The 18499-nt window shown below is 40.9% G+C and carries 24 protein-coding genes; 12 read left to right on the top strand and 12 right to left on the bottom strand.

Features of this window, described 5'->3' with window-relative positions; genetic code table 11:
* Positions 1-7 precede the first annotated feature (7 nt).
* A complete protein-coding gene (gene hemB, locus OFO10_RS03080; RefSeq protein ID WP_270866050.1) occupies positions 8-985 on the bottom strand; it encodes a porphobilinogen synthase in 978 nt (325 codons plus the stop codon).
* 61 nt (positions 986-1046) lie between these two features.
* Here hemB and ribA point away from each other — a divergent pair, with 61 nt between their 5' ends.
* From ribA to OFO10_RS03040, 8 genes are all read left to right on the top strand, one after another.
* The gene (gene ribA, locus OFO10_RS03075) at positions 1047-1610 is read left to right on the top strand and encodes a GTP cyclohydrolase II (protein WP_270859302.1); all 564 of its coding nucleotides are present in this window, start codon (positions 1047-1049) and stop codon (positions 1608-1610) included.
* A complete protein-coding gene (rsmG, locus tag OFO10_RS03070) occupies positions 1607-2182 on the top strand; it encodes a 16S rRNA (guanine(527)-N(7))-methyltransferase RsmG (protein ID WP_442867979.1) in 576 nt (191 codons plus the stop codon). The genes ribA and rsmG overlap by 4 nt, the downstream gene beginning before the upstream one ends.
* 10 nt (positions 2183-2192) lie before the next feature.
* On the top strand, positions 2193-2423 hold the full coding sequence (locus OFO10_RS03065) for a hypothetical protein (protein ID WP_270866049.1): 231 nt from the start codon (positions 2193-2195) through the stop codon (positions 2421-2423).
* Entirely contained in the window at positions 2420-2956 is a 537-nt protein-coding gene (locus OFO10_RS03060; RefSeq protein WP_270866048.1) for a hypothetical protein, read from the top strand. The genes OFO10_RS03065 and OFO10_RS03060 overlap by 4 nt, the downstream gene beginning before the upstream one ends.
* Positions 2944-3810, top strand: coding sequence for a zinc metalloprotease HtpX (htpX, locus tag OFO10_RS03055; protein ID WP_270866047.1), 867 nt, complete (start codon positions 2944-2946; stop codon positions 3808-3810). The genes OFO10_RS03060 and htpX overlap by 13 nt, the downstream gene beginning before the upstream one ends.
* 412 nt (positions 3811-4222) lie before the next feature.
* The gene (gene lysM / locus OFO10_RS03050; protein ID WP_270859298.1) at positions 4223-4645 is read left to right on the top strand and encodes a peptidoglycan-binding protein LysM; all 423 of its coding nucleotides are present in this window, start codon (positions 4223-4225) and stop codon (positions 4643-4645) included.
* A gap of 83 nt (positions 4646-4728) precedes the next feature.
* The gene (locus OFO10_RS03045) at positions 4729-5262 is read left to right on the top strand and encodes a type II secretion system protein (protein WP_270866046.1); all 534 of its coding nucleotides are present in this window, start codon (positions 4729-4731) and stop codon (positions 5260-5262) included.
* 100 nt (positions 5263-5362) lie between these two features.
* Positions 5363-5665 (top strand): hypothetical protein, encoded by a 303-nt coding sequence (locus OFO10_RS03040; protein WP_270865162.1) that lies wholly within the window; start codon positions 5363-5365, stop codon positions 5663-5665.
* Between the two features lie 78 nt (positions 5666-5743).
* Here the strand turns inward: OFO10_RS03040 and OFO10_RS03035 are convergent, their stop codons facing one another.
* The 7 genes from OFO10_RS03035 to rpmB are packed head-to-tail and all read right to left on the bottom strand — an operon-like array spanning position 5744 to position 10047.
* Positions 5744-6283, bottom strand: a complete 540-nt coding sequence (locus tag OFO10_RS03035) for a hypothetical protein (RefSeq protein WP_270866045.1) — start codon at positions 6281-6283, stop codon at positions 5744-5746.
* Positions 6270-6698 (bottom strand): hypothetical protein, encoded by a 429-nt coding sequence (locus tag OFO10_RS03030; protein WP_270866044.1) that lies wholly within the window; start codon positions 6696-6698, stop codon positions 6270-6272. Before OFO10_RS03030 ends, OFO10_RS03035 begins: the two co-directional genes overlap by 14 nt.
* The gene (locus OFO10_RS03025; RefSeq protein ID WP_270866043.1) at positions 6676-7092 is read right to left on the bottom strand and encodes a hypothetical protein; all 417 of its coding nucleotides are present in this window, start codon (positions 7090-7092) and stop codon (positions 6676-6678) included. The genes OFO10_RS03030 and OFO10_RS03025 overlap by 23 nt, the downstream gene beginning before the upstream one ends.
* On the bottom strand, positions 7089-7469 hold the full coding sequence (locus tag OFO10_RS03020) for a hypothetical protein (protein WP_270866042.1): 381 nt from the start codon (positions 7467-7469) through the stop codon (positions 7089-7091). The genes OFO10_RS03025 and OFO10_RS03020 overlap by 4 nt, the downstream gene beginning before the upstream one ends.
* Before the next feature lie 51 nt (positions 7470-7520).
* Entirely contained in the window at positions 7521-8714 is a 1194-nt protein-coding gene (gene argJ / locus OFO10_RS03015) for a bifunctional glutamate N-acetyltransferase/amino-acid acetyltransferase ArgJ (RefSeq protein WP_270866041.1), read from the bottom strand.
* Positions 8707-9837 carry a potassium channel family protein gene (locus OFO10_RS03010; protein ID WP_270859293.1) on the bottom strand — a complete coding sequence of 377 codons (1131 nt, stop codon included), beginning with the start codon at positions 9835-9837 and terminating at the stop codon, positions 8707-8709. The genes argJ and OFO10_RS03010 overlap by 8 nt, the downstream gene beginning before the upstream one ends.
* 18 nt (positions 9838-9855) lie before the next feature.
* A complete protein-coding gene (gene rpmB, locus OFO10_RS03005; protein WP_270859292.1) occupies positions 9856-10047 on the bottom strand; it encodes a 50S ribosomal protein L28 in 192 nt (63 codons plus the stop codon).
* A gap of 150 nt (positions 10048-10197) precedes the next feature.
* Between rpmB and rpe the strand changes: the two genes are divergently transcribed.
* Positions 10198-10839, top strand: a complete 642-nt coding sequence (rpe, locus tag OFO10_RS03000; RefSeq protein ID WP_270862519.1) for a ribulose-phosphate 3-epimerase — start codon at positions 10198-10200, stop codon at positions 10837-10839.
* A complete protein-coding gene (locus tag OFO10_RS02995) occupies positions 10836-11633 on the top strand; it encodes a 3'-5' exonuclease (RefSeq protein ID WP_270866040.1) in 798 nt (265 codons plus the stop codon). The genes rpe and OFO10_RS02995 overlap by 4 nt, the downstream gene beginning before the upstream one ends.
* A gap of 81 nt (positions 11634-11714) precedes the next feature.
* On the opposite strand, the gene OFO10_RS02990 is transcribed toward OFO10_RS02995, so the two are convergent.
* The 4 genes from OFO10_RS02990 to OFO10_RS02975 form a co-directional block, all read right to left on the bottom strand.
* Positions 11715-12644: a formate dehydrogenase subunit gamma gene (locus OFO10_RS02990; protein WP_270866039.1), complete on the bottom strand. Its 930-nt coding sequence runs from the start codon at positions 12642-12644 to the stop codon at positions 11715-11717.
* A 3-nt stretch (positions 12645-12647) separates the two neighbouring features.
* On the bottom strand, positions 12648-13199 hold the full coding sequence (locus OFO10_RS02985; RefSeq protein WP_270866038.1) for a 4Fe-4S dicluster domain-containing protein: 552 nt from the start codon (positions 13197-13199) through the stop codon (positions 12648-12650).
* Between the two features lie 9 nt (positions 13200-13208).
* Positions 13209-15485 (bottom strand): thiosulfate reductase PhsA, encoded by a 2277-nt coding sequence (gene phsA, locus OFO10_RS02980; protein ID WP_270866037.1) that lies wholly within the window; start codon positions 15483-15485, stop codon positions 13209-13211.
* Positions 15486-15703: 218 nt separating this feature from the next.
* Positions 15704-17044, bottom strand: a complete 1341-nt coding sequence (locus OFO10_RS02975; protein WP_270866036.1) for a class II 3-deoxy-7-phosphoheptulonate synthase — start codon at positions 17042-17044, stop codon at positions 15704-15706.
* A 171-nt stretch (positions 17045-17215) separates the two neighbouring features.
* On the opposite strand from OFO10_RS02975, the gene rarD reads away from it, so the two are divergent.
* Positions 17216-18091, top strand: a complete 876-nt coding sequence (rarD, locus tag OFO10_RS02970) for an EamA family transporter RarD (protein WP_270866035.1) — start codon at positions 17216-17218, stop codon at positions 18089-18091.
* Positions 18084-18497 (top strand): hypothetical protein, encoded by a 414-nt coding sequence (locus OFO10_RS02965; protein ID WP_270861974.1) that lies wholly within the window; start codon positions 18084-18086, stop codon positions 18495-18497. Before rarD ends, OFO10_RS02965 begins: the two co-directional genes overlap by 8 nt.
* Positions 18498-18499: the final 2 nt, after the last annotated feature.

Raw genomic sequence — 18499 nt, 5'->3', positions numbered from 1 at the left:
CCTAAATTTAGCTAAATTTACGCAAAAGCTCAGCTATTTCTTTTGCGTGATATGAGATTATCATATCCGCTCCTGCGCGTTTTATGCTTATCATAGTCTCCATTAAAACCCGCTCATAATCGATCAATCCAAGCTTCGCTCCGCCTTTTAAAAGCGCGTATTCGCCACTGACATTATACGCACAAATCGGAAGCAGTGTGCGCTCGCGCAAATCACGGATTATATCCAAATATGCAAGTACTGGTTTTACCATTAAAATATCAGCCCCTTGTGCCTCGTCTTCTAAACTCTCATTTATCGCTTCTAGGCGGTTTGCTGGATCCATTTGATACGAGCTTCTATCGCCAAAGCTAGGCGCACTCTCCGCCACATCGCGAAACGGCCCGTAATACCCGCTCGCAAATTTCGTCGAATACGCCATAATCGGTAAATTTTCAAATCCATTGCTATCAAGTGCGCAGCGTAAAGTGGTGATTATGCCGTCCATCATACCGCTTGGGGCTATCATATCAGCGCCGTTTTTGGCGTGGATTAGGGCTTGTTTGGCTGAAATTTCAAGCGTGGCGTCGTTATTTACGGTTTGATGAACATGATCTAGTATCCCGCAGTGTCCGTGGTCAGTGTATTCGCAAAAGCACAAATCTGTAATCACCATAAATTTTGGAAATTTATCCTTAATCGCACGAAGCGCAGTGGCGATTATGCCATCATCGCTAAGCGCGTCAGAGCCAATGCTGTCTTTAACCTCTGGAATTCCAAAAAGTAAAATTTTATTAATTCCCAAATTTGATAAAATTTCACACTCTTTTAAAATTTCGTCCAAACTCAGCTGGAAAACGCCCGGCATGGAGCTTATCTCGTTTTTGACACCTTTTCCAGGAACGACAAAAAGCGGGTAAATAAAATTTCTCATCTCTAACGAAGTTTCGCGCACGAGTTCCCTTACTACGGGATTTATGCGCACTCTTCTAAATCGTTTAAACATTGTTTTTCCTTTTTTGGGTAAAATCATCGATTTATAATATCACAAATGGAGTAAATTTTATATGAATATTCAAATTTCGCAGATTGCAAATTTGCCCTCACGCTTCGGTAAATTTAAGGTGCAGTCCTTCAAAGAAAACGAAAAAGAACACTTAGTAATCGCAAAAATGCCGTTAAATGAAATCGTAAATGTGCGAATCCACTCCGAGTGCCTCACGGGAGATGCGATCGGAAGCCTAAAATGCGATTGTAGAGACCAACTCGAAGAGAGCCTAAAATACATAGAAAAAAACGGCGGTATGGTGATATACCTGCGCCAAGAGGGGCGAAATATCGGGCTACTAAATAAAATCAACGCCTACGCGCTCCAAGATAAGGGATTTGATACAATCGAGGCAAATCATCAGCTAGGTTTCAAGGCAGATGAGCGAACTTACGAAATCGTGGATTTTATCCTAAAACACTATGAAATCAAAAAGATAAATTTACTCACAAACAACCCTGAAAAGCTATCAAATTTGCACTGTGTGGAGATCGTCGAGCGCATACCGATTATAATCAAAGCTAACGAATTTAGCGAGAATTATCTGCGAACTAAAAAAGATAAAATGGGGCATTTACTGTGAATTTGATTTTGCCTGAAAATTTCGACGAAAAATGCGATAAATTCGGCGAGTGTCTGCGTAAATTTAACGCAATCCACAGCCTTACGAATTACGATGATTTAAGCGAAATTATCGCTGATAGTATCGGTGGGGTGAAATTTATCCCAAAATACCCTAAAATCGCCATTGACATCGGTAGTGGGGCTGGGTTTCCGGCGATATTTTTGGCTATGGTTTTAAACCACACGAAATGGCATTTATACGAGCCAATCGCCAAAAAAGCGTCATTTTTGACATACGCGAAGGTAAATTTGGGGCTAAAAAATGTCGAAATTCATAGAGAAAAAATCGAAAATTCGCTAAAATTTAGGGCTGATTTGATAACTTCAAGAGCTGTGATGAAAACGAAAAATTTAGTCGAAATTTGCGATGGATTTTATGATAGCAATACGCACTTTTTGCTCTATAAAGGCAGCAACGTAGATGATGAAATCACCGAATTTAGGGTAAAATTCACAGGCGCAAAGACGCAAGTTTTTAACGAAGAGAATAGAAATTATCTTTTAATAAGTGAAATTTCAAAACCAATTTAAAAGGCCAAAAATGGGAAAAATTTTATCATTAGCGATAATTATTGCGTTAATTTATTTTTTAATCGTGCCGAAATTTCGCGCCAAAAAGGGCGAGAGCGCAGACACAAATGGCGAGCAAGAGCCAACAGCGCTAATGCCTTGCGATGAGTGCGGGACATACTACGAAACTAGCGCGCTTATCTCGCATAATTCTCGCCAAATTTGCAAATCTTGCTTGGCAAAAATAAAGGAAAAAAAATGATTATTCTAGGGCATGAATTGGTTGATTACGAGCCGTTTTACGCTATCAAACACACAGACGAGGTTTTCAGATACGATAATTTGCTCTTTAAATTTGATCCTAAATTAATCTCGCTAGCCAAAAGCACGGAGAAAAATTTCAGCGTCATTACAAACAACCTAAACGAAATTTTGCTCGCAAACGGCGCAGGTGCGAGATTTATCATCGTAAATAAAAAAACCGCCCCACTCGCGCAAAAGCTAGCCAACGACTATCTTTTTGACGCTAAAATCGCGATGTTTGCCAGCTCCACTCGCGCCCTAAAACAGCTTGCCGAGCTTGGAATCGACGCTGTGGTTTTCAAAGAAGCCATCGCAAACCGCCCAAAATCCTTTTTAAGCGGGCTTTTTGCTGGCGGGCGTAAATTTCACCTGCCGCATATCAATCCGCAAGGCCTAATCGGTCTAACCAAAAATTTAGGCGGAAAAATCAAAAATTTAGACACAAAAATCAGTGCGAAAAATTTATCCAAGGAGGATATATGGAAAAAATAAAAACCGCCCTGCTAATGAGCGGGCTCGTGCTACTTTTTATGTTCGTCGGTAGCCTAATTGGCGGACAAAAGGGTATGATTATGGCGTTTGTCGTGGCGTGCGGTATGAATTTTTTCAGCTATTTTTTCAGCGACAAACTAGTCTTGAAACACTACCGCGCTACGCCTGTAACTGCCGAAAGTCAGCCTATGTTATACGACATAATCGATCGCCTTTGCGCTAAGGCGAATTTGCCAATGCCAAAAATCTATATCATCAACGAGCAGGTTCCAAACGCCTTTGCCACAGGTCGCAACCCAAACAACGCCGCAGTCGCCGTTACACAAGGCCTGCTAAATCTAATGAGCCCGCAAGAAATCGAGGGCGTGCTAGCTCACGAGCTAAGCCATGTTAATCACTACGATATCCTAATCGGCTCGGTCGCTGCGATGTTTGCAGGCGCAATCGCAATGCTAGCGAATTTCGCCAAATTTGGCGCGATTGCGGGCTCAAACTCGCAAAATCGCGGTGGCGCAAACGGAATTTTCTTGCTAATTGGAGCCGTGATAATGCCTCTAGCTGCTAGCGTAATCCAAATGGCGATCTCACGCACCAGAGAATTCAAAGCAGACGCCGGTGCAGCCGCACTTACAGGGCACCCCGAGTGGCTGATTTCCGCTCTATCCAAGCTAGATAATTACGCCAAAAACTACCGCATGCACTCTGCAACGGGATCGACTGCGCACATGTTTATCATAAACCCATTTAGCGGGATTAAGGCGAATTTCTCTCAGCTTTTTAGCACACACCCTAGCACAAGCGACCGTATCGCAAAACTCGAAGAGCTAAAAGGCAAAATCGCTACCCAAAAGTAAAATTTGCAAAGAAATGCGAAGCATTTCCGTAAAAATAAAACCAGCTGAATTTAGAAAAACGAAGTTTTTCTAAATTCAGCCACTTCTAGCGTTTTACAGGGGTGGGGGTTGGTAAGGGGGAGGGTAGCGTCTCGCAAAAAGCGCGCCCTCCCCCTTACGGAGAATTTCAAAATTTCGCCTAAAATTCAAAAAATCGTTCAATGCTAAATTTAGGTTGAATTTCGAATTTAAATTTCCCTGGATTGCTTCGCTTTCTGCAAAAGCTCGCAATGACAAATTATGCAAAATTTACAAAACTAAAATTTCATAAATTATTTCTCATTTCTTGCAATATAATCACAAATTTTCATTTTTTCAAATATTTACTATCTTGCGTTAAAATCACATTTTATTTTTCATCAAAGGAGAAAAAATGGGATTACTTTCATTTGTTGCAAATGCTGGTAAAAAGCTACTTGGTATCGGAAACGACGAGCAAAATGTCAAAGACGAGATTACCAAAAACCTCTCTTCTACCCCAATCGAGGGCTTAGATGTCAAAATCGAGGGCGATGTCGTTAAAGTAAGCGGAAACGCCGACAAAGAAACTCTTGAAAAAGCCGCTCTAATCGCAGGAAATGTAAATGGAATTTCAAGCGTAGAAATCGAAGGCGTCAATGAAGATAGCGAAGAGAACTACTACACTATCGTCAAAGGCGACAACCTTTCAAAAATCGCTAAGAAATTCTACGGCGATGCTAACAAATACCCTGTGATTTTCGAGGCCAATCGCGAAGTCATCAAAGACGCGAACCTAATCTATCCAGGTCAAAAAATCAGAATTCCAAAAATCTAAATTTATGGGCGCAAACGCGCCCTACTCTTTTTTTATTTTTCAAATTTTTGTATAATCACCCAAAATTTAGCTAGGAGCAGGTTATGAAAAATGCTTTTACTATGATCGAACTTGTTTTTGTTATCGTTGTTTTAGGAATTTTATCTAGTATCGCTCTGCCTAGAATGAACGCCAGCAGGGACGATGCCGAAATCGTGCGATTGATGACAAATATAAAGACCCTTACTAGCGATATCACAAACTACTACAACGCAAACGGCTGTCTTAGCAACAATCCAAATTTTATGAGCAATGTCGCCACATTTAGCTCAGCCGCTGGTGGCGCGCACGCAGGCAACGGCTCGTGCCTAGCTAACGGCGGTAGCGTGTCAATGCACATCAGAGTCAAAAACAAACCTTGCTATGCCCTAACTTACGGCGTGAGCGAATACATGGGTGCTTGGGTGCGCATAGATGGTATGAGCGCAGGTGCCTCAAATGCGTGCGAACTAGCGCACAATCAAGCCACGATGAAATCAATGCGCGATGCGAGTTTCACATACACAGACGAAACCGGCGCGAACAAAACAGCCAAAGGCACACGAATCGGCGGATTAAATCCGAATAAATTTAGATAAAATTTTCAAAATTTGATGCAAAATTTTAAAATTCTAAAATTTTGCGCCAAAATTCTTTTGTTTTGGATAAAATTACGAAATTCTATCAAAAGGAGTTAATGTGCGAATTTTAATCAACGAATTTCCAGGAGACGGCTGTCCGCAAACCAAGGCTTTCGATGCAAAAGAGATTTTTTTAAACACGGCAAAAGACGATGAAAATCCTGGGAATTTCGTCGTTTCGATCTATGTGCAAAACCAAGAAATTGCTCTGTTTTCTTGCGCCAAAACGCCAGCGTTTGAGGAATTGCAAAAGAATTTCAAATCAATGATTTTCAAAAAAGGCGTATTGGTGATAGATATCCAACTTAACTATCTCAATGGAAAAATGGTTTTAAAATCATCATCTTTTTGTGAAGTATGATTGAAATTTGGCGCAAAATTTTGAAATTTGCGTCAAATTTAACTACTCTAAAACTTTTATCACTATTTATTCGATATTTTATAACCAATTTCGAACTAACTTTCTTTTTCGAAATACAAACCACAAAAACGCAATCGCCAAAAACAAGGTAAAATTTTTGTATAATCGAAGCTCTTTTTGTGAAAATTTTACGATTTGGGCGTCTTTTCCACTATAAAATTTTAGAATTTTTGTTTTCTGCTCGTCTTCATAAACAAGCGCTTTGTAAATTTTATAAACATCGCCAAAGCTTTCCTTTTTTACCCAAAATGTAAAAAAATAATTATTTTTGCTCAAAGAACTAACTATCGGCTCAAATCCCAAATTTGGCTCTACGACCTTAATACAGCTATTCCCGGCGTTATTTTTAATGCAGACATTGTAATATTTTCTAGGCGATAAAACCTCATCTCTAAAACTTTTTACCGCTATTTCCTTGATAGATGTTACTTTTCCTTCGATATATTCGGTGTTTTTCAAATTAGTTTCTATATTAAACGATATAAAAAACAGCACCCCAGAAAACAAAATGTAATAAATGTTTTCCAAGATAAATTGTATAAATTTATTTGATTTCATCGATATTACCTTTTTTAGTATTACCAATAGCACAAATTATATTGTCAGTATCTGTAAGTCTTAACTTTTTCCACTCGTCAAAACTATTAACTTTAACTAAAATTTGCGGAATTCTTGATGGTTCATCGATAATTTTAAAACACTCATTTGTTTCTCTTTTAAAATACTGCATAATAAGGTGTTTATCATCATTTTCCAAAGCCTTTTTTATGCACTTTGCTTTCAGTTTAATATTATCGTTATTGCTTATAGAATTGTCTGAAAAAAGATTTTTTGGAGCACACTCGCTAATCATTTCCATATAAACCATACGAAAAACAAAAAACGCAACAATTATCACAAAAGGTAATAAAATAATGTTTTTGTATCGTTTCAAATCATTTTTACTCCCGCTAATATAGCTTATATAATTCAAATTCTTTCCATATCTTATCTCTTATGTCCATATTTTTTATACAAAATTTAGATTGTACATCAAGTTCTAACAATCTATCTCTATTTTTCGTTTTATTTGCCTCATTCAGCTCTTTAATAAAATCGTTATAATTAAAATCGGCGCATATCAATACAGAAGCTTGATTGCAAATTTCTTCTTGTCTGCAAATTCTACTATCAAAAACAATGCCTTGTAATAAAAGTATATTTTTAGTTTCATTTGCTTCTTTTAGTCTAGACAAAAGCCGTTTTTCTGCAAATAAACATCTACTTTTGTCTAATAAATAAGGTGCTGTCACAAGCAATATCAAAATAGTTGAAATCAAATAAAAGATTATTTTTAATATTTTTAATATTTTTTTTAAAAATTTCATCTCATTTTCTTATTTGAAATTTTTGAATTTTCGGTTGCTGTTTTGTTATTATTATTTTCAATAAATTCATCATTTATAATTTTTTTTACCTTATCAACCACTATTTGTTCTTGGGAAGTAAAATTTGCTTCTTTTGGTAAATTTCTAAAATAAAAATTTAACATATTTTTAGTTCCATTTAATTCACGATTTGCACAATACACAAATACTTGACTATAATTGCTGTCTAATCGCATGTTATCCATATAATTATATCGATAACATGGGTCTTCTTTGATTGCAACTTGATAGGATATTCTATTGGCACCACCAAAAACTATAATACATATCAAAAAACCAATAATTACAAACAAAAAATCCCTAATACCTGCTTTCATTTTTTTCTTTTCTTGGATAAACCACCCTCACAGGCGCAAATTTCGCTAAATTTACGACCTGTAATCTGCGTTTATTTTGACATATTCATAGCTGAGATCACAGCCATACGCGCTAAATTCGCCCGCTCCTAGCCCCAAATCGCATGAAATTTCAAATTCGGCCTTTTGCATTACTTCGTGCGCTAGCCTTTCGCGCTCCTCATCTAGCTCGCGGTGCGCGCTATCATACACAAGCGCATCGTCGTATTTTATCACGAGTTTTTCGGCGTCGCACTCTATCCCGCACGCACCGATTGTAGAGGCTATGCGCCCCCAGTTTGGATCCTCGCCATAAATCGCTGTTTTGACAAGCGGAGAATTTGACAAAGCCTTAGCAGCTTTTTTGGCTTCATTATCATTTTTCGCGCCAAAAACTCTGAATTTGACTAGCTTATTCGCACCCTCGCCATCGCGCACTAGCATTAAGGCAAGGTCGAGTGTGAGTTTTTTCAGCGCGGCACGAAACGCCTCTTTATCATAGCTAGCACGCGCACTGGTCGCTAGCATGACGGTATCGTTCGTGCTCGTATCGCCATCGACACTGACCCTATTAAAGCTATCCTCCACAGCCTCGCTTAAAAGCTCGCCCATATCAGAGTGCGGGATTTTCGCGTCGGTTAAAATATAGCAAAGCATAGTCGCCAAAGCCGGATTTATCATACCCGCACCCTTGCAAATCCCTGCTATGTGAAATTTCTCGCCACTATCTAAGCTTACTTCGTAAGCAAACTCCTTTTTTAGCGTGTCTGTCGTCATAATCGCCGTAGCTATGGCCTCAGAATCGCGCGCCATAAGGTCGAAATTTTTCGCAGCAGCTATGATTTTTTCTTTTTTTAATCTATATCCAATGACGCCAGTTGAGCTCATCACAGGATTTACTAAGGGCGTAAATTTTGAAATTTCAGAGAAAATTTCATCTATATCGCCAATACCAGCTTCGCCGGTCATTGCGTTTGCGTTTTTAGAATTTATCAAAATGAAATTCGTGCGAAATTCCCCGCCGTTTTTCTCTAAAATTCGCCTAAAATGCGCTATTGGCGCAGCGGCAAATTTATTACTCGTAAAAATCGCGCTTATAGCAAACGGCTCGTCAGCTCTGATAAATCCCAAATCATTTCCGACCTTTTTAAAGCCCGAATTTAGCCCGCCAAAATAAAATCCGTCGATATTTTCGAGGCCGTTTTGCAAAGGGGCGATTTTATACATATTTCATCTCCTGCGGTTTGTATTTGCTTCTAATTAGCTTTTTGGTATCCCTGATACCCTCGGCTGTGCCGATGACTAGCAGTTTCGCGCCAGTGCCGATTAGATAATCCCCATCAGGCATAGCTACAAAGCGATTGTTAGCTTCCTTCACGCCCACGATATTTGCGTTTGTCATCTCTTTGAGGCGGGTTTCTTTGAGGCGTTTGAACCTCATCCACGAAAACTCAGGGACTAAAATTTCTTCGATATCAATCGGAGAGTCTTTTTGATAAACGAGGCGTTCTAGGATATTTTCCATATCTGGGCGCACGCTAATCGCTGAAAGGCGCTGTGCGGCGAGTTTGGACGGCAATACGACAGAATTTGCCCCAAGTTTTTTGAGGCGTTCGCTGTCGCTGTCGCTGTCAGAATTCGCCATGATAAAATACGGCGTAATACGCCCTAGCTCTTTTTCATAAAGCCTAACAAGCGTGATAATAGCGATATTATCGGCTAAATTTGGACTTAGCGTGATTATTGATTTTGCGCTTGAAAGGTGCGCTTTTAAAAGCGTTTTTTGCTCGTGCGGATCGCCGATTATGTAGTATGGGTATAAATTTTCATCAGCGCTTTTTGCCAAATCTGGGTTTGGATCAATGACGACAAATGGGATATGATTGGCGCGAAATTCCTTCGCCAACTCCGCACAATACGAGTTGTTATAGCATATAATGTAGTGATTTTTGAGCCTTGCGATATTGTTTATCATAGCTTGCTCCCTGATTAAATTTTGCAGTGTTCCTTTTTTGATAACTTCGACGACGACACCCAGACAAAACGAAAATGTCCCAAAGCCCATCAAAATAAATGCGATTGTAAAAAGTCTGCCAGCAGGCGGGATTGGCGCCACTTCGGTAAATCCGACGGTGGTAAATGTCATGCCTGCTTGATAAATTGCATCAACTAGCGAAAATCCAGCGGTGAATATATAGCCCAAAGTCCCCACTAACTGCATTAAAACAATGATAATTAGTGGAAGTCTAAATGGGCGTAGTTCGTCGTAAATTTCGCTATAAAGGTTAATGTCCGGTTTAGTAGAGCCGGACCAGTTGAGGAATAATTTTATTCTGCCTAAAATAGACATAAATTCCTCTTTTTAAGGTTATCTTGATTGTTTTTTCATTGTTCTTAGAGTTGAAGCAGCTACTTTGATTTTTCTTGTAGTGCCGTCTTCTAGCTGAACGCGAACTGTGCGTAGATTGACTTGGAATTTTTTCTTAGTTCTGTTGTTTGCGTGGCTTACATTGTTTCCTACCATCGCACCTTTGCCAGTGATTGCGCATCTTCTTGCCATAATAAATCCTTATAATTTGAAAATAAACAGCGATTATATCTTAAAAAATTTCAAAATTTGCTTAAATTATACAAAGTATTAAATTTAGCAAAATTTATGAGAAAAATTAGTAGAATTGCAAGTTTTATAAATTTGATAAGGAAATTTGATATGTATGTAGCCCCTAGTATTTTATCAGCTGATTTTGGCAGGCTTAGCGAAGAAGTGCGCGCAGTATGCGACGCGGGAGCAGATCTAATCCATGTCGATGTCATGGACGGACACTTCGTGCCAAATCTCACAATCGGCCCACTTGTCGTAAATGCCGTAGCCAAGGCCTCCACAAAGCCTCTTGATATTCATTTAATGGTGCAAAATGTGCCGTTTTTTGCTGATTTATTTTTGCCACTAAAACCGAAATTTTTAAGCTTTCATATCGAGGAAGAAAAACACCCTTTGCGCTTGATAGATCATATCCGCAAAAACGGCGTCAGCCCCGCTATCACGCTCAATCCACACACACCAATTAGCGCGCTTGATTACATCATAGACGAGGTTGATATGGTGCTTTTAATGAGCGTAAATCCGGGCTTTGGCGGGCAAAAATTTATCCCATCAGCCCTGCGTAAAATTTCAGAACTTAGAAATTTGATCGAAAAACGGGGCGCGAAATGTATGATCGAAGTCGATGGTGGCGTAAATGGACTAAATGTCGCCGAGCTAGATAGCGCAGGCGCAGACATCGTCGTGGCTGGAAATTTCGTATTTTCATCAAACGATTACAGCGAAGCTATCAAAGCCCTAAAAGTATGAGCCAAGACAGCAGAAAAGGGCTTGATAACCTAATCGAACTTTTGGCGCAAAAAAGCATAAACTACCACGATTTTATCGCCAAAGCGCAAAAAATCGAGCTAATTGCGGAACTTTTTGAGCCAAAAGATTTTAGCATGTGGCGCGCCATGGGGCTAAATGTCATCAAGCTAGACAACGGCAAAATCACGCTTAAAACCCGCGAAACCGATATCGAGGACGAGATTTTTTGCTTTGTGGATATTGAGACCAGTGGCGGGCTAAGTAGCGGTCAAATCATCGAAATCGGCGCGATAAAGGTGCAAGGCGGGCGAGTTTTGGATAGATTTGAGAGCTTTGTCTATGCAAATTTCGTGCCAGAGGGTATCACCGAACTAACCGGAATTAGCGCGCGCGATTTAGTGGGCGCACCAAGCCTAGCTAGCGTTTTGGAGCGGTTTCGACTATTTTTAGGCGATGCGATTTTCGTGGCGCATAATGTCAAATTTGATTATGGTTTTATCGACGCAAGTATGCAAAAATGCGGATTTGGCATGCTGCTAAACCGCAAAATTTGCACCGTCGAGCTAGCGCGTCGCACGATAGAGTCGCCTAAATACAATCTCGGCGCCCTAAAAGAGCTTTTGGGTATCGAAAACACCCACCATAGGGCTTATAGCGACGCTATTTCGTGCAAGGAAATCTTCGCTCACGCCATAAGCGCACTTCCATGGAGCGTGCAAAGCACGGAGGATTTGATACTATTTTCCCGCACAGCAGGGCTGAAAAAACCAAGCGCAACAGCGAATTTAAGCTAAATTTTACCCACAAATTTCACGCAAAATTTTGAAATTTTAAAAGAATTTCCGAATTTAGCCAAAGCCAAATTCGGATTAAATTTATAGATTTTTGTATTGACTCTCGAACTGAGATTTTTGCATTTTGCCCTGTTTTACGAGGTTTTGATACCAGTAGTTGTGGAGCAAATAAATTTCTTCTTCGCATTTATATCCGTCGATCATCGATGAAATCGAGCCTTTGACACCGAAAACCGACATATAAATATGCACGATAAAAAACACCACGCAAACAATACCCAAAATCGTATGGAGCGTCGCGCTAAGGCGCAAGGCTTCAAGGCCGTTTAAGCCTAAAATTTGCGTGCTAGAAGCCGCGTAATAGTCGCTAAAATACATTAGCGCGCCACTTGCTATCATCACGCCTCCGCCTAAAATCGCGACCCAAAACCACATTTTTTGCCCTGCGTTAAATTTGCCAGCTGGGACTGGTTTTTTAGCCTTGCTTAAATATCCACCCAAAATCGCTAGCCATTTTATGTCATACGCGCTTGGAAACATTTTCAAAACCCACATTAAAAACATCGGGATTATCGCTACGCCAAAGCCGATTGTGGCGATTTGGTGCAGGCATTTGCAAACCCCAGCGAGCCCTCCGCCAAAGCTTTTGCCAAAGAGCATTATTAGCCCAGTTGGCACGAGCACTACCCACGAAATCGCAGCGACGAAGTGTATCAAACGCTCAAATCCACTAAATGCTAAAACTCTCTCTCCGTTATGCGAAAATTTCTTTGATCCAAATACAAAATAGTGAAACGCAAAAATAGCAACTAGCGCAACTAGCGCGATTAAGGCGATTTTGCTAGCCCCACTTTGCAAATTTACAAATAATGGCGCATATCCACTAGCGTATGTATCAGGCGCGCTAAATTTCGACTCTTCCCACAACGAGGTCGAACCTACGCTGAAATTTTCAGCCCACGCAAATGAGCTCAAAACCAAACTCAAAAATATAAATTTTATCTTTTCCATAATCTATCCTTTGTAGTTCTCAATCACGCCAAGTCGCGGTTTTAAGCCCAAATTTTCCTTTGGATATTTTACGCCAGAGGCTAAAATTTTAGCTACGGCTGAGTTTTCGTCGTTCGCATCGCCAAAGATTAGCGCATCTGTCGGGCATACGCTCACACAGGCTGGATTTTCGCCCTTTGCTACGCGGTTATCGTAGCAAAATGTGCATTTATCCACTTTACCTGTGACTGGATTGACATACCTTGCCTCGTAAGGACAGGCCAAAATGCAGTATTTGCACCCTATGCACTCTCTCTCATCTATCATCACCACGCCGTCAGCGGTTTTAAAACTCGCATTTGTCGGGCAGACGCTCACGCACGGGCTTTCTTCGCACATTACGCAACTTTGTCTTTTTATATCAAGTTTCAAATTTGGAAAAACACCGCTACTAACGCCGTAAATTTCAAGCCTACTAACGCCCTCGCCTACGCCGTTTTCGTTCTTGCACGCTACCACGCAACCTTGGCAACCTATACATAAATTTTCATCATGAACCATTACAAATTTTTTCATTTCACACCCTTAAATTTTAACTATATCAACGCCGATATTTGTAACCATTGTCGCGCAAACTGCCCCTGCTTTGGGATCAAGAAGCACGCTATCGTTCATTCCTAGACCCTCTGCCCGTCTCATACCACTTCCTGCGTGTCCAAAGCCATGATATACAAAAAGCGTATCATCTCTAATACCCTGGGTTACGAAAACTTTGACCTTTTGTTCGCCAAATTCGTTTTTGACTAGCACCAAATCGCCTGTTTTTAGCCCTTCGGCCTTAGCCGTATTTGGGCTAATCCAAAGCGGTGATTCCTTTGTCATTTCGTTTAAAATTTTGACATTTTGTGTGTGACCGTTTGTGTGAGTGGCGATTTTACCGCTTGTGAGACAGTATTTGTGGCCGTTATAAACATCCATATCGTTTGCATTGATACAGCCTTCCCCCGGGAAAACTTTTTCAACCTGTTCGCTAAAAAGCTCGATTTTTCCGCTTGGAGTTTTGCATTTCATCTGCGAGCTCATTTGCCCATTTTCATCTACAAATTCAGCCGCGACAGGGTATTTTTCGACAAATTTCGCTACATTTTCTTTTTCCAAATAATACACTTTTGGCACCTTCCAAGTTACATATCCGTCTTTCATCAAATTTGCTAGTAATTCAGCGTTTCCTTTTGCTTGTTGCATACGGAATTCATTTATATCTTTCCAAGTATAAAGCTCGTCGATTTTCATAACTCTGGCTAACTCTCTAAAAATTTCATACGCGCTTTTTGTCCCGCCGATTGGCTCGACAACTTTATTTCGCATGACAAATCCAGGTGCGGTGCCGCCTTTGTTTTGGATACTCTCATCGCGCTCTAAATAACTAGCCTCAGGGAAAACCACATCGGCTAAATTTGCGAAATCGCTCATATAAATGTCCGTAACCATGATAAAATCGAGTTTTTCTATCGCTTTTAGCGTCGTGTTTGTATCAGCGACATTGATTAGGTGGTTAAATCTCGTGCTTACCCAGCCTTTGACAGGGTATGGTTTTTCGCTCAAAATTGCCTTTGGAATTTCCATTAAAACGCCGTGTTTGCGTGGCATAAAGAAATTTACGCTACCTTCTTCACCACACCCGTCAATCCTAGCCGTTTTTGGAATTTTAAAATTTTTATCAGGGTCTGCAATAGTCGGAAATAGCTCTTCTTTGCAGAGTTTGTTGAAAACTTTCGAATCCTTACTATAATAAATTCCGCCCTTTTTCTCGACATTTCCCATTAGCGCATTTGCGATTGCTATGGCCCTTGTGCGCTGATACTCTGCCCTTGTGGTGGTGGTTTTATGACCCCAGTCGATAATGACTTTTGGCGCAGCGGCCCAAATTTCATCTGCGATTCGCTCGACATCGGCTGCTTTTATGCCGGTGATGCTCTCTTGCCATTTTGGCGTGGTTTCTTTGGTCGCTTCGATGACTTGCTCGATTCCAGTGGTAAATTTTTCGACAAATTCTTTGTCGTATTTTCCGTCCCTAATCCAAACATGAATTAGCGCCATTACAAACGCCAAATCGGTGCCAGGTTTTACAGGAAGCCACTCATCGGCTTTGGCTGCAACCACGCTAAAACGCGGTTCTAAAACTAGCAGTTTTGCGTCTTTTTTCGCGGCTGTTTTGGCTAGCTTTTTGGTTTTTGAAATATCAATTCCCTCGAAAAGATTGTGGCCGAAATTTACGATATATTTGGCGTCGCCATAATCCCTTTGCATATCAGAGCCGAAAGTATGCGGAAGCGCGATACGATACGCCACAGGACAGCATGACCAGTGTGAGTAGATATTTGGGCTACCATAGGCACAGGCGAAATTTATCATTTGGTTGTGATTTTCGCTTGCTTTGGAGGTGAAAACGACACTCTGCGGGCCGTATTTTTCAGAAATTTCAGCGAGTTTTTGCGCGGCAAATTTAAACGCCTCTTCCCAGCTTACTTCCTTCCATTTGCCTTCCCCACGCGCACCCACGCGGATTAGCGGTTTTACGAGTCTTTGATCATCGTAGAGTTGATTTACACCTGCGCCGCCTCTGGCACAAACCGAGGTTTTATTGCCAAATTTTGGATTTCCTTGGATGAAAACCCCCTTGCCGTCTTCTACTCTAACCTCAATCGGACAGCGCGAAGAGCACATTTCGCACACACTTGCGACCTTTTTGCTCTCTTTGCCGAGCAAATCAGCCGTATTTGCGCCTGCTTGGAGCTTAAAAGCGGCTAGTGTGCCGATTCCTGCGCTACCTTTGAGAAAATTTCGTCTTGATTTATCCATATCGTATCCTCCTTGATAATTGGATACGACATAATGACAAAATAAAACTTAATTACTACTTATAAACCCAGTGATTAAATATGCGCTAAATTTAGAATTGCTGAGTAGAATTTTTAAAAATATACAATTTTAATAAACATAAAATTTAACCATTAAAAAAGCCAAATTCACCAAAAATGGCAAATTTGGCTTATAGGCAAAATTTAAATTTTGAAATTTTACTCCACTGCCTTTAAATTATCAGCGATTACAAAGGCAAGTTCGAGCGCTTGATCAGCGTTTAGGCGCGGATCGCACTGGGTTTCGTAGCGCTCTTTTAGCGTCTCTTCGGTTACATTAAACGCCCCGCCTGTGCATTCTGTAACATCTTGGCCTGTCATTTCTAGGTGGATTCCGCCAGCTTTCGTGCCCTCAGCCTTGTGGATTTCAAAGAAGCTTTGAACCTCTTTTAAAATCATATCGAACTCGCGCGTTTTGTAATTGCCCGCTTTGACGGTGTTTCCGTGCATAGGATCGATACTGTATAAAATTTCCCTGCCCTCGCTTTTTAGCTCGCGCAGTATTTTTGGTAGCCTATCGCCGATTTTATCTGCGCCCATACGAATGATGATATTTAGCCTACCAGCCTCGTTTTCTGGATTTAGCGCGTCAGCTAAGCGCAAAATATCCTGCGCACTGGCGTTTGGTCCGATTTTTACGCCGATAGGGTTTTTGATACCGCTCATAAAATGCACATGCGCATCACCAACTCCCCTAGTGCGCTCGCCTATCCAAACCATGTGCGCCGAGCAGTCATACCAATCCCCGCTCGTGCTGTCTATGCGCGTAAGGCACTCTTCGTAATTTAGCAAAAGCGCCTCGTGTGAAGTGTAAAATTTCGTCTCATTTAGCGTTGGCGCGCTTTGCGTATTTATGCCACATGCGTCCATAAATTTCAGCGCATTTGAGATAGAATCGCTTAGAGCGTTGAATTTCGCCTGCAACTCAGCCCTTTTCAAAAAGCCCAAATTCCACTTATGCACCTCGTGCAGATTGGCTAGACCACCGCGCGAAAAGGCACGCAAAAGGTTCATCGTAGCCGCACTTTGGTGATATGCCTCAATCATACGCTCTGGATTTGGCACGCGCGCAGCTTCGTTAAACTCAAAGCCATTTATGATATCGCCACGATAGCTAGGGAGCTTCACACCGCCAACCTCTTCGTAATCGCTACTGCGTGGTTTGGCAAACTGACCTGCTAGGCGTCCGACCTTTACGATAGGCTTGCCAGCGGCGAAGGTCATTACAATCGCCATTTGGAGCATTACCTTAAACATATCGCGGATATTATTTGCGCTAAAATTCGCAAAACTCTCAGCGCAATCCCCACCTTGAAGCAAAAACGCCTCGCCCCTTGTGGCTCTTGCAAGATCGCTTTTTAAAGATCTGACCTCGCCAGCAAAAACTAGTGGCGGGAAGTTATAGAGCCTTTCTTTGACGGCCTCGACTGCGCCCATATCAGGGTATGTGGGCTGCTGTAAGATATTGAAATTTTTCCAAGACGATCTATCCCAACTCATAAATTCTCCTTTTTTGGTTTTAAAAATTTTGCCATTATACCTAAATATGACTAAATTTCATTTCAAAAATATAAATTTACTCCTAAATTTCACGCCAAAAATAAGCAGTTATTAATCAATTAAATTTTAAAATGCAAGCCTTTTAAATCAATCGCAAATTTAAGGAATTTTATGAAAGATGACCGCACAAAAGGGCTAATAATCGCGTTTTTGACCTTTTTTATGTGGGGCGTTTTTCCGATTTATTTCAAATTTATCCAAGATGTAGATGCCACGCAAATTTTAGCGCACAGAATTTTTTGGTCCTTTGTTTTGCTTTTTTTATTTTTGTTTTTTACAAAAAAGCTAAAAAATATCTCGCTTTTGTTATCAGACCGCAAAAAAGCATTGGCGCTTCTTTGCACAGGCTGTTTGATTAGCATAAATTGGGGGATTTTTATCTGGGCGGTAAATCTGGGCGATATTTTATCCACGAGCCTAGGGTATTTCATAAACCCCCTATTATCGGTGCTTTTGGGCGCAATTTTTCTAAAAGAACGGCTAAGCGTGGCAGGGAGAGTTTCGCTATTTTTGGCGTTTTTGGCGATCTGCGTGCAAATTTACGCACTTGGCAGACTGCCATTTGTGTCGCTGATTTTGCCGACAAGTTTCGCATTTTACGGATTAATTCGCAAAAAAATCGCCGTGCCTAGCTTCGAGGGGCTGTTTTGCGAGACCGCACTCATGCTCCCGCTTGCGTGCGCGTATTTGGGGTTTTGCGCGTATTCGGGCACTAGCGCATTTGGGGCACACAGCACCGGCGCACTGCTCGCATTTAGCGGAGTTATCACGGTTTTGCCACTGATTACTTTCGCGATTTCGACTGTGTATCTGCCGCTTTCGACAATCGGATTTATGCAGTATCTTAGCCCCTCGATGAGCATGCTAATCGCTGTGTTTTTATACGGCGAGGAGCTTAGTTTTTACAAAATTTTCAGCTTTTCGCTCATTTGGCTAGGGCTTGCGATAGTGGGATTTGATAGCTTAAAAAGGAGGAAAAATGGTTAATATAACGCTGATTTTGGCGGTTTTTTTGATAGTAGGTTTTATCGTTTATTCGCAGGTAATGCGCGCAGCCTCGCGCGCTGATATGATAGAAGAAGTGCCAAATAACGCCAAATATCTGAGCTTTTGCGACATACTTGATGGCGAAATTTTAGCTTTGCAAAATTTAGAGCTAAAAGATGAGAGCCAAAGGGACGAAGCACTCGATGAAATCGCAAATCTTAGCAAGGAATTAGTCTTTATCCAAACCATGCACAAAAATAATCAAAGCCCCGAAATTTGGGAGGAAAAGCTCTTTAAATTTTTGCAAAAATGCGAGGGCGTGATTTTAAAATACGCCAAAGAGGGCGAAAAAATCGCCGATAATTGGCGCGAAAAACTAGGAAGTGAGTTTGCGAAATTAGTCTAAAT

The organism is Campylobacter sp. VBCF_06 NA8, from assembly GCF_027737825.1.
GTDB lineage: Bacteria > Campylobacterota > Campylobacteria > Campylobacterales > Campylobacteraceae > Campylobacter_B.
This window is presented reverse-complemented; position numbering and strand designations above follow the sequence as displayed.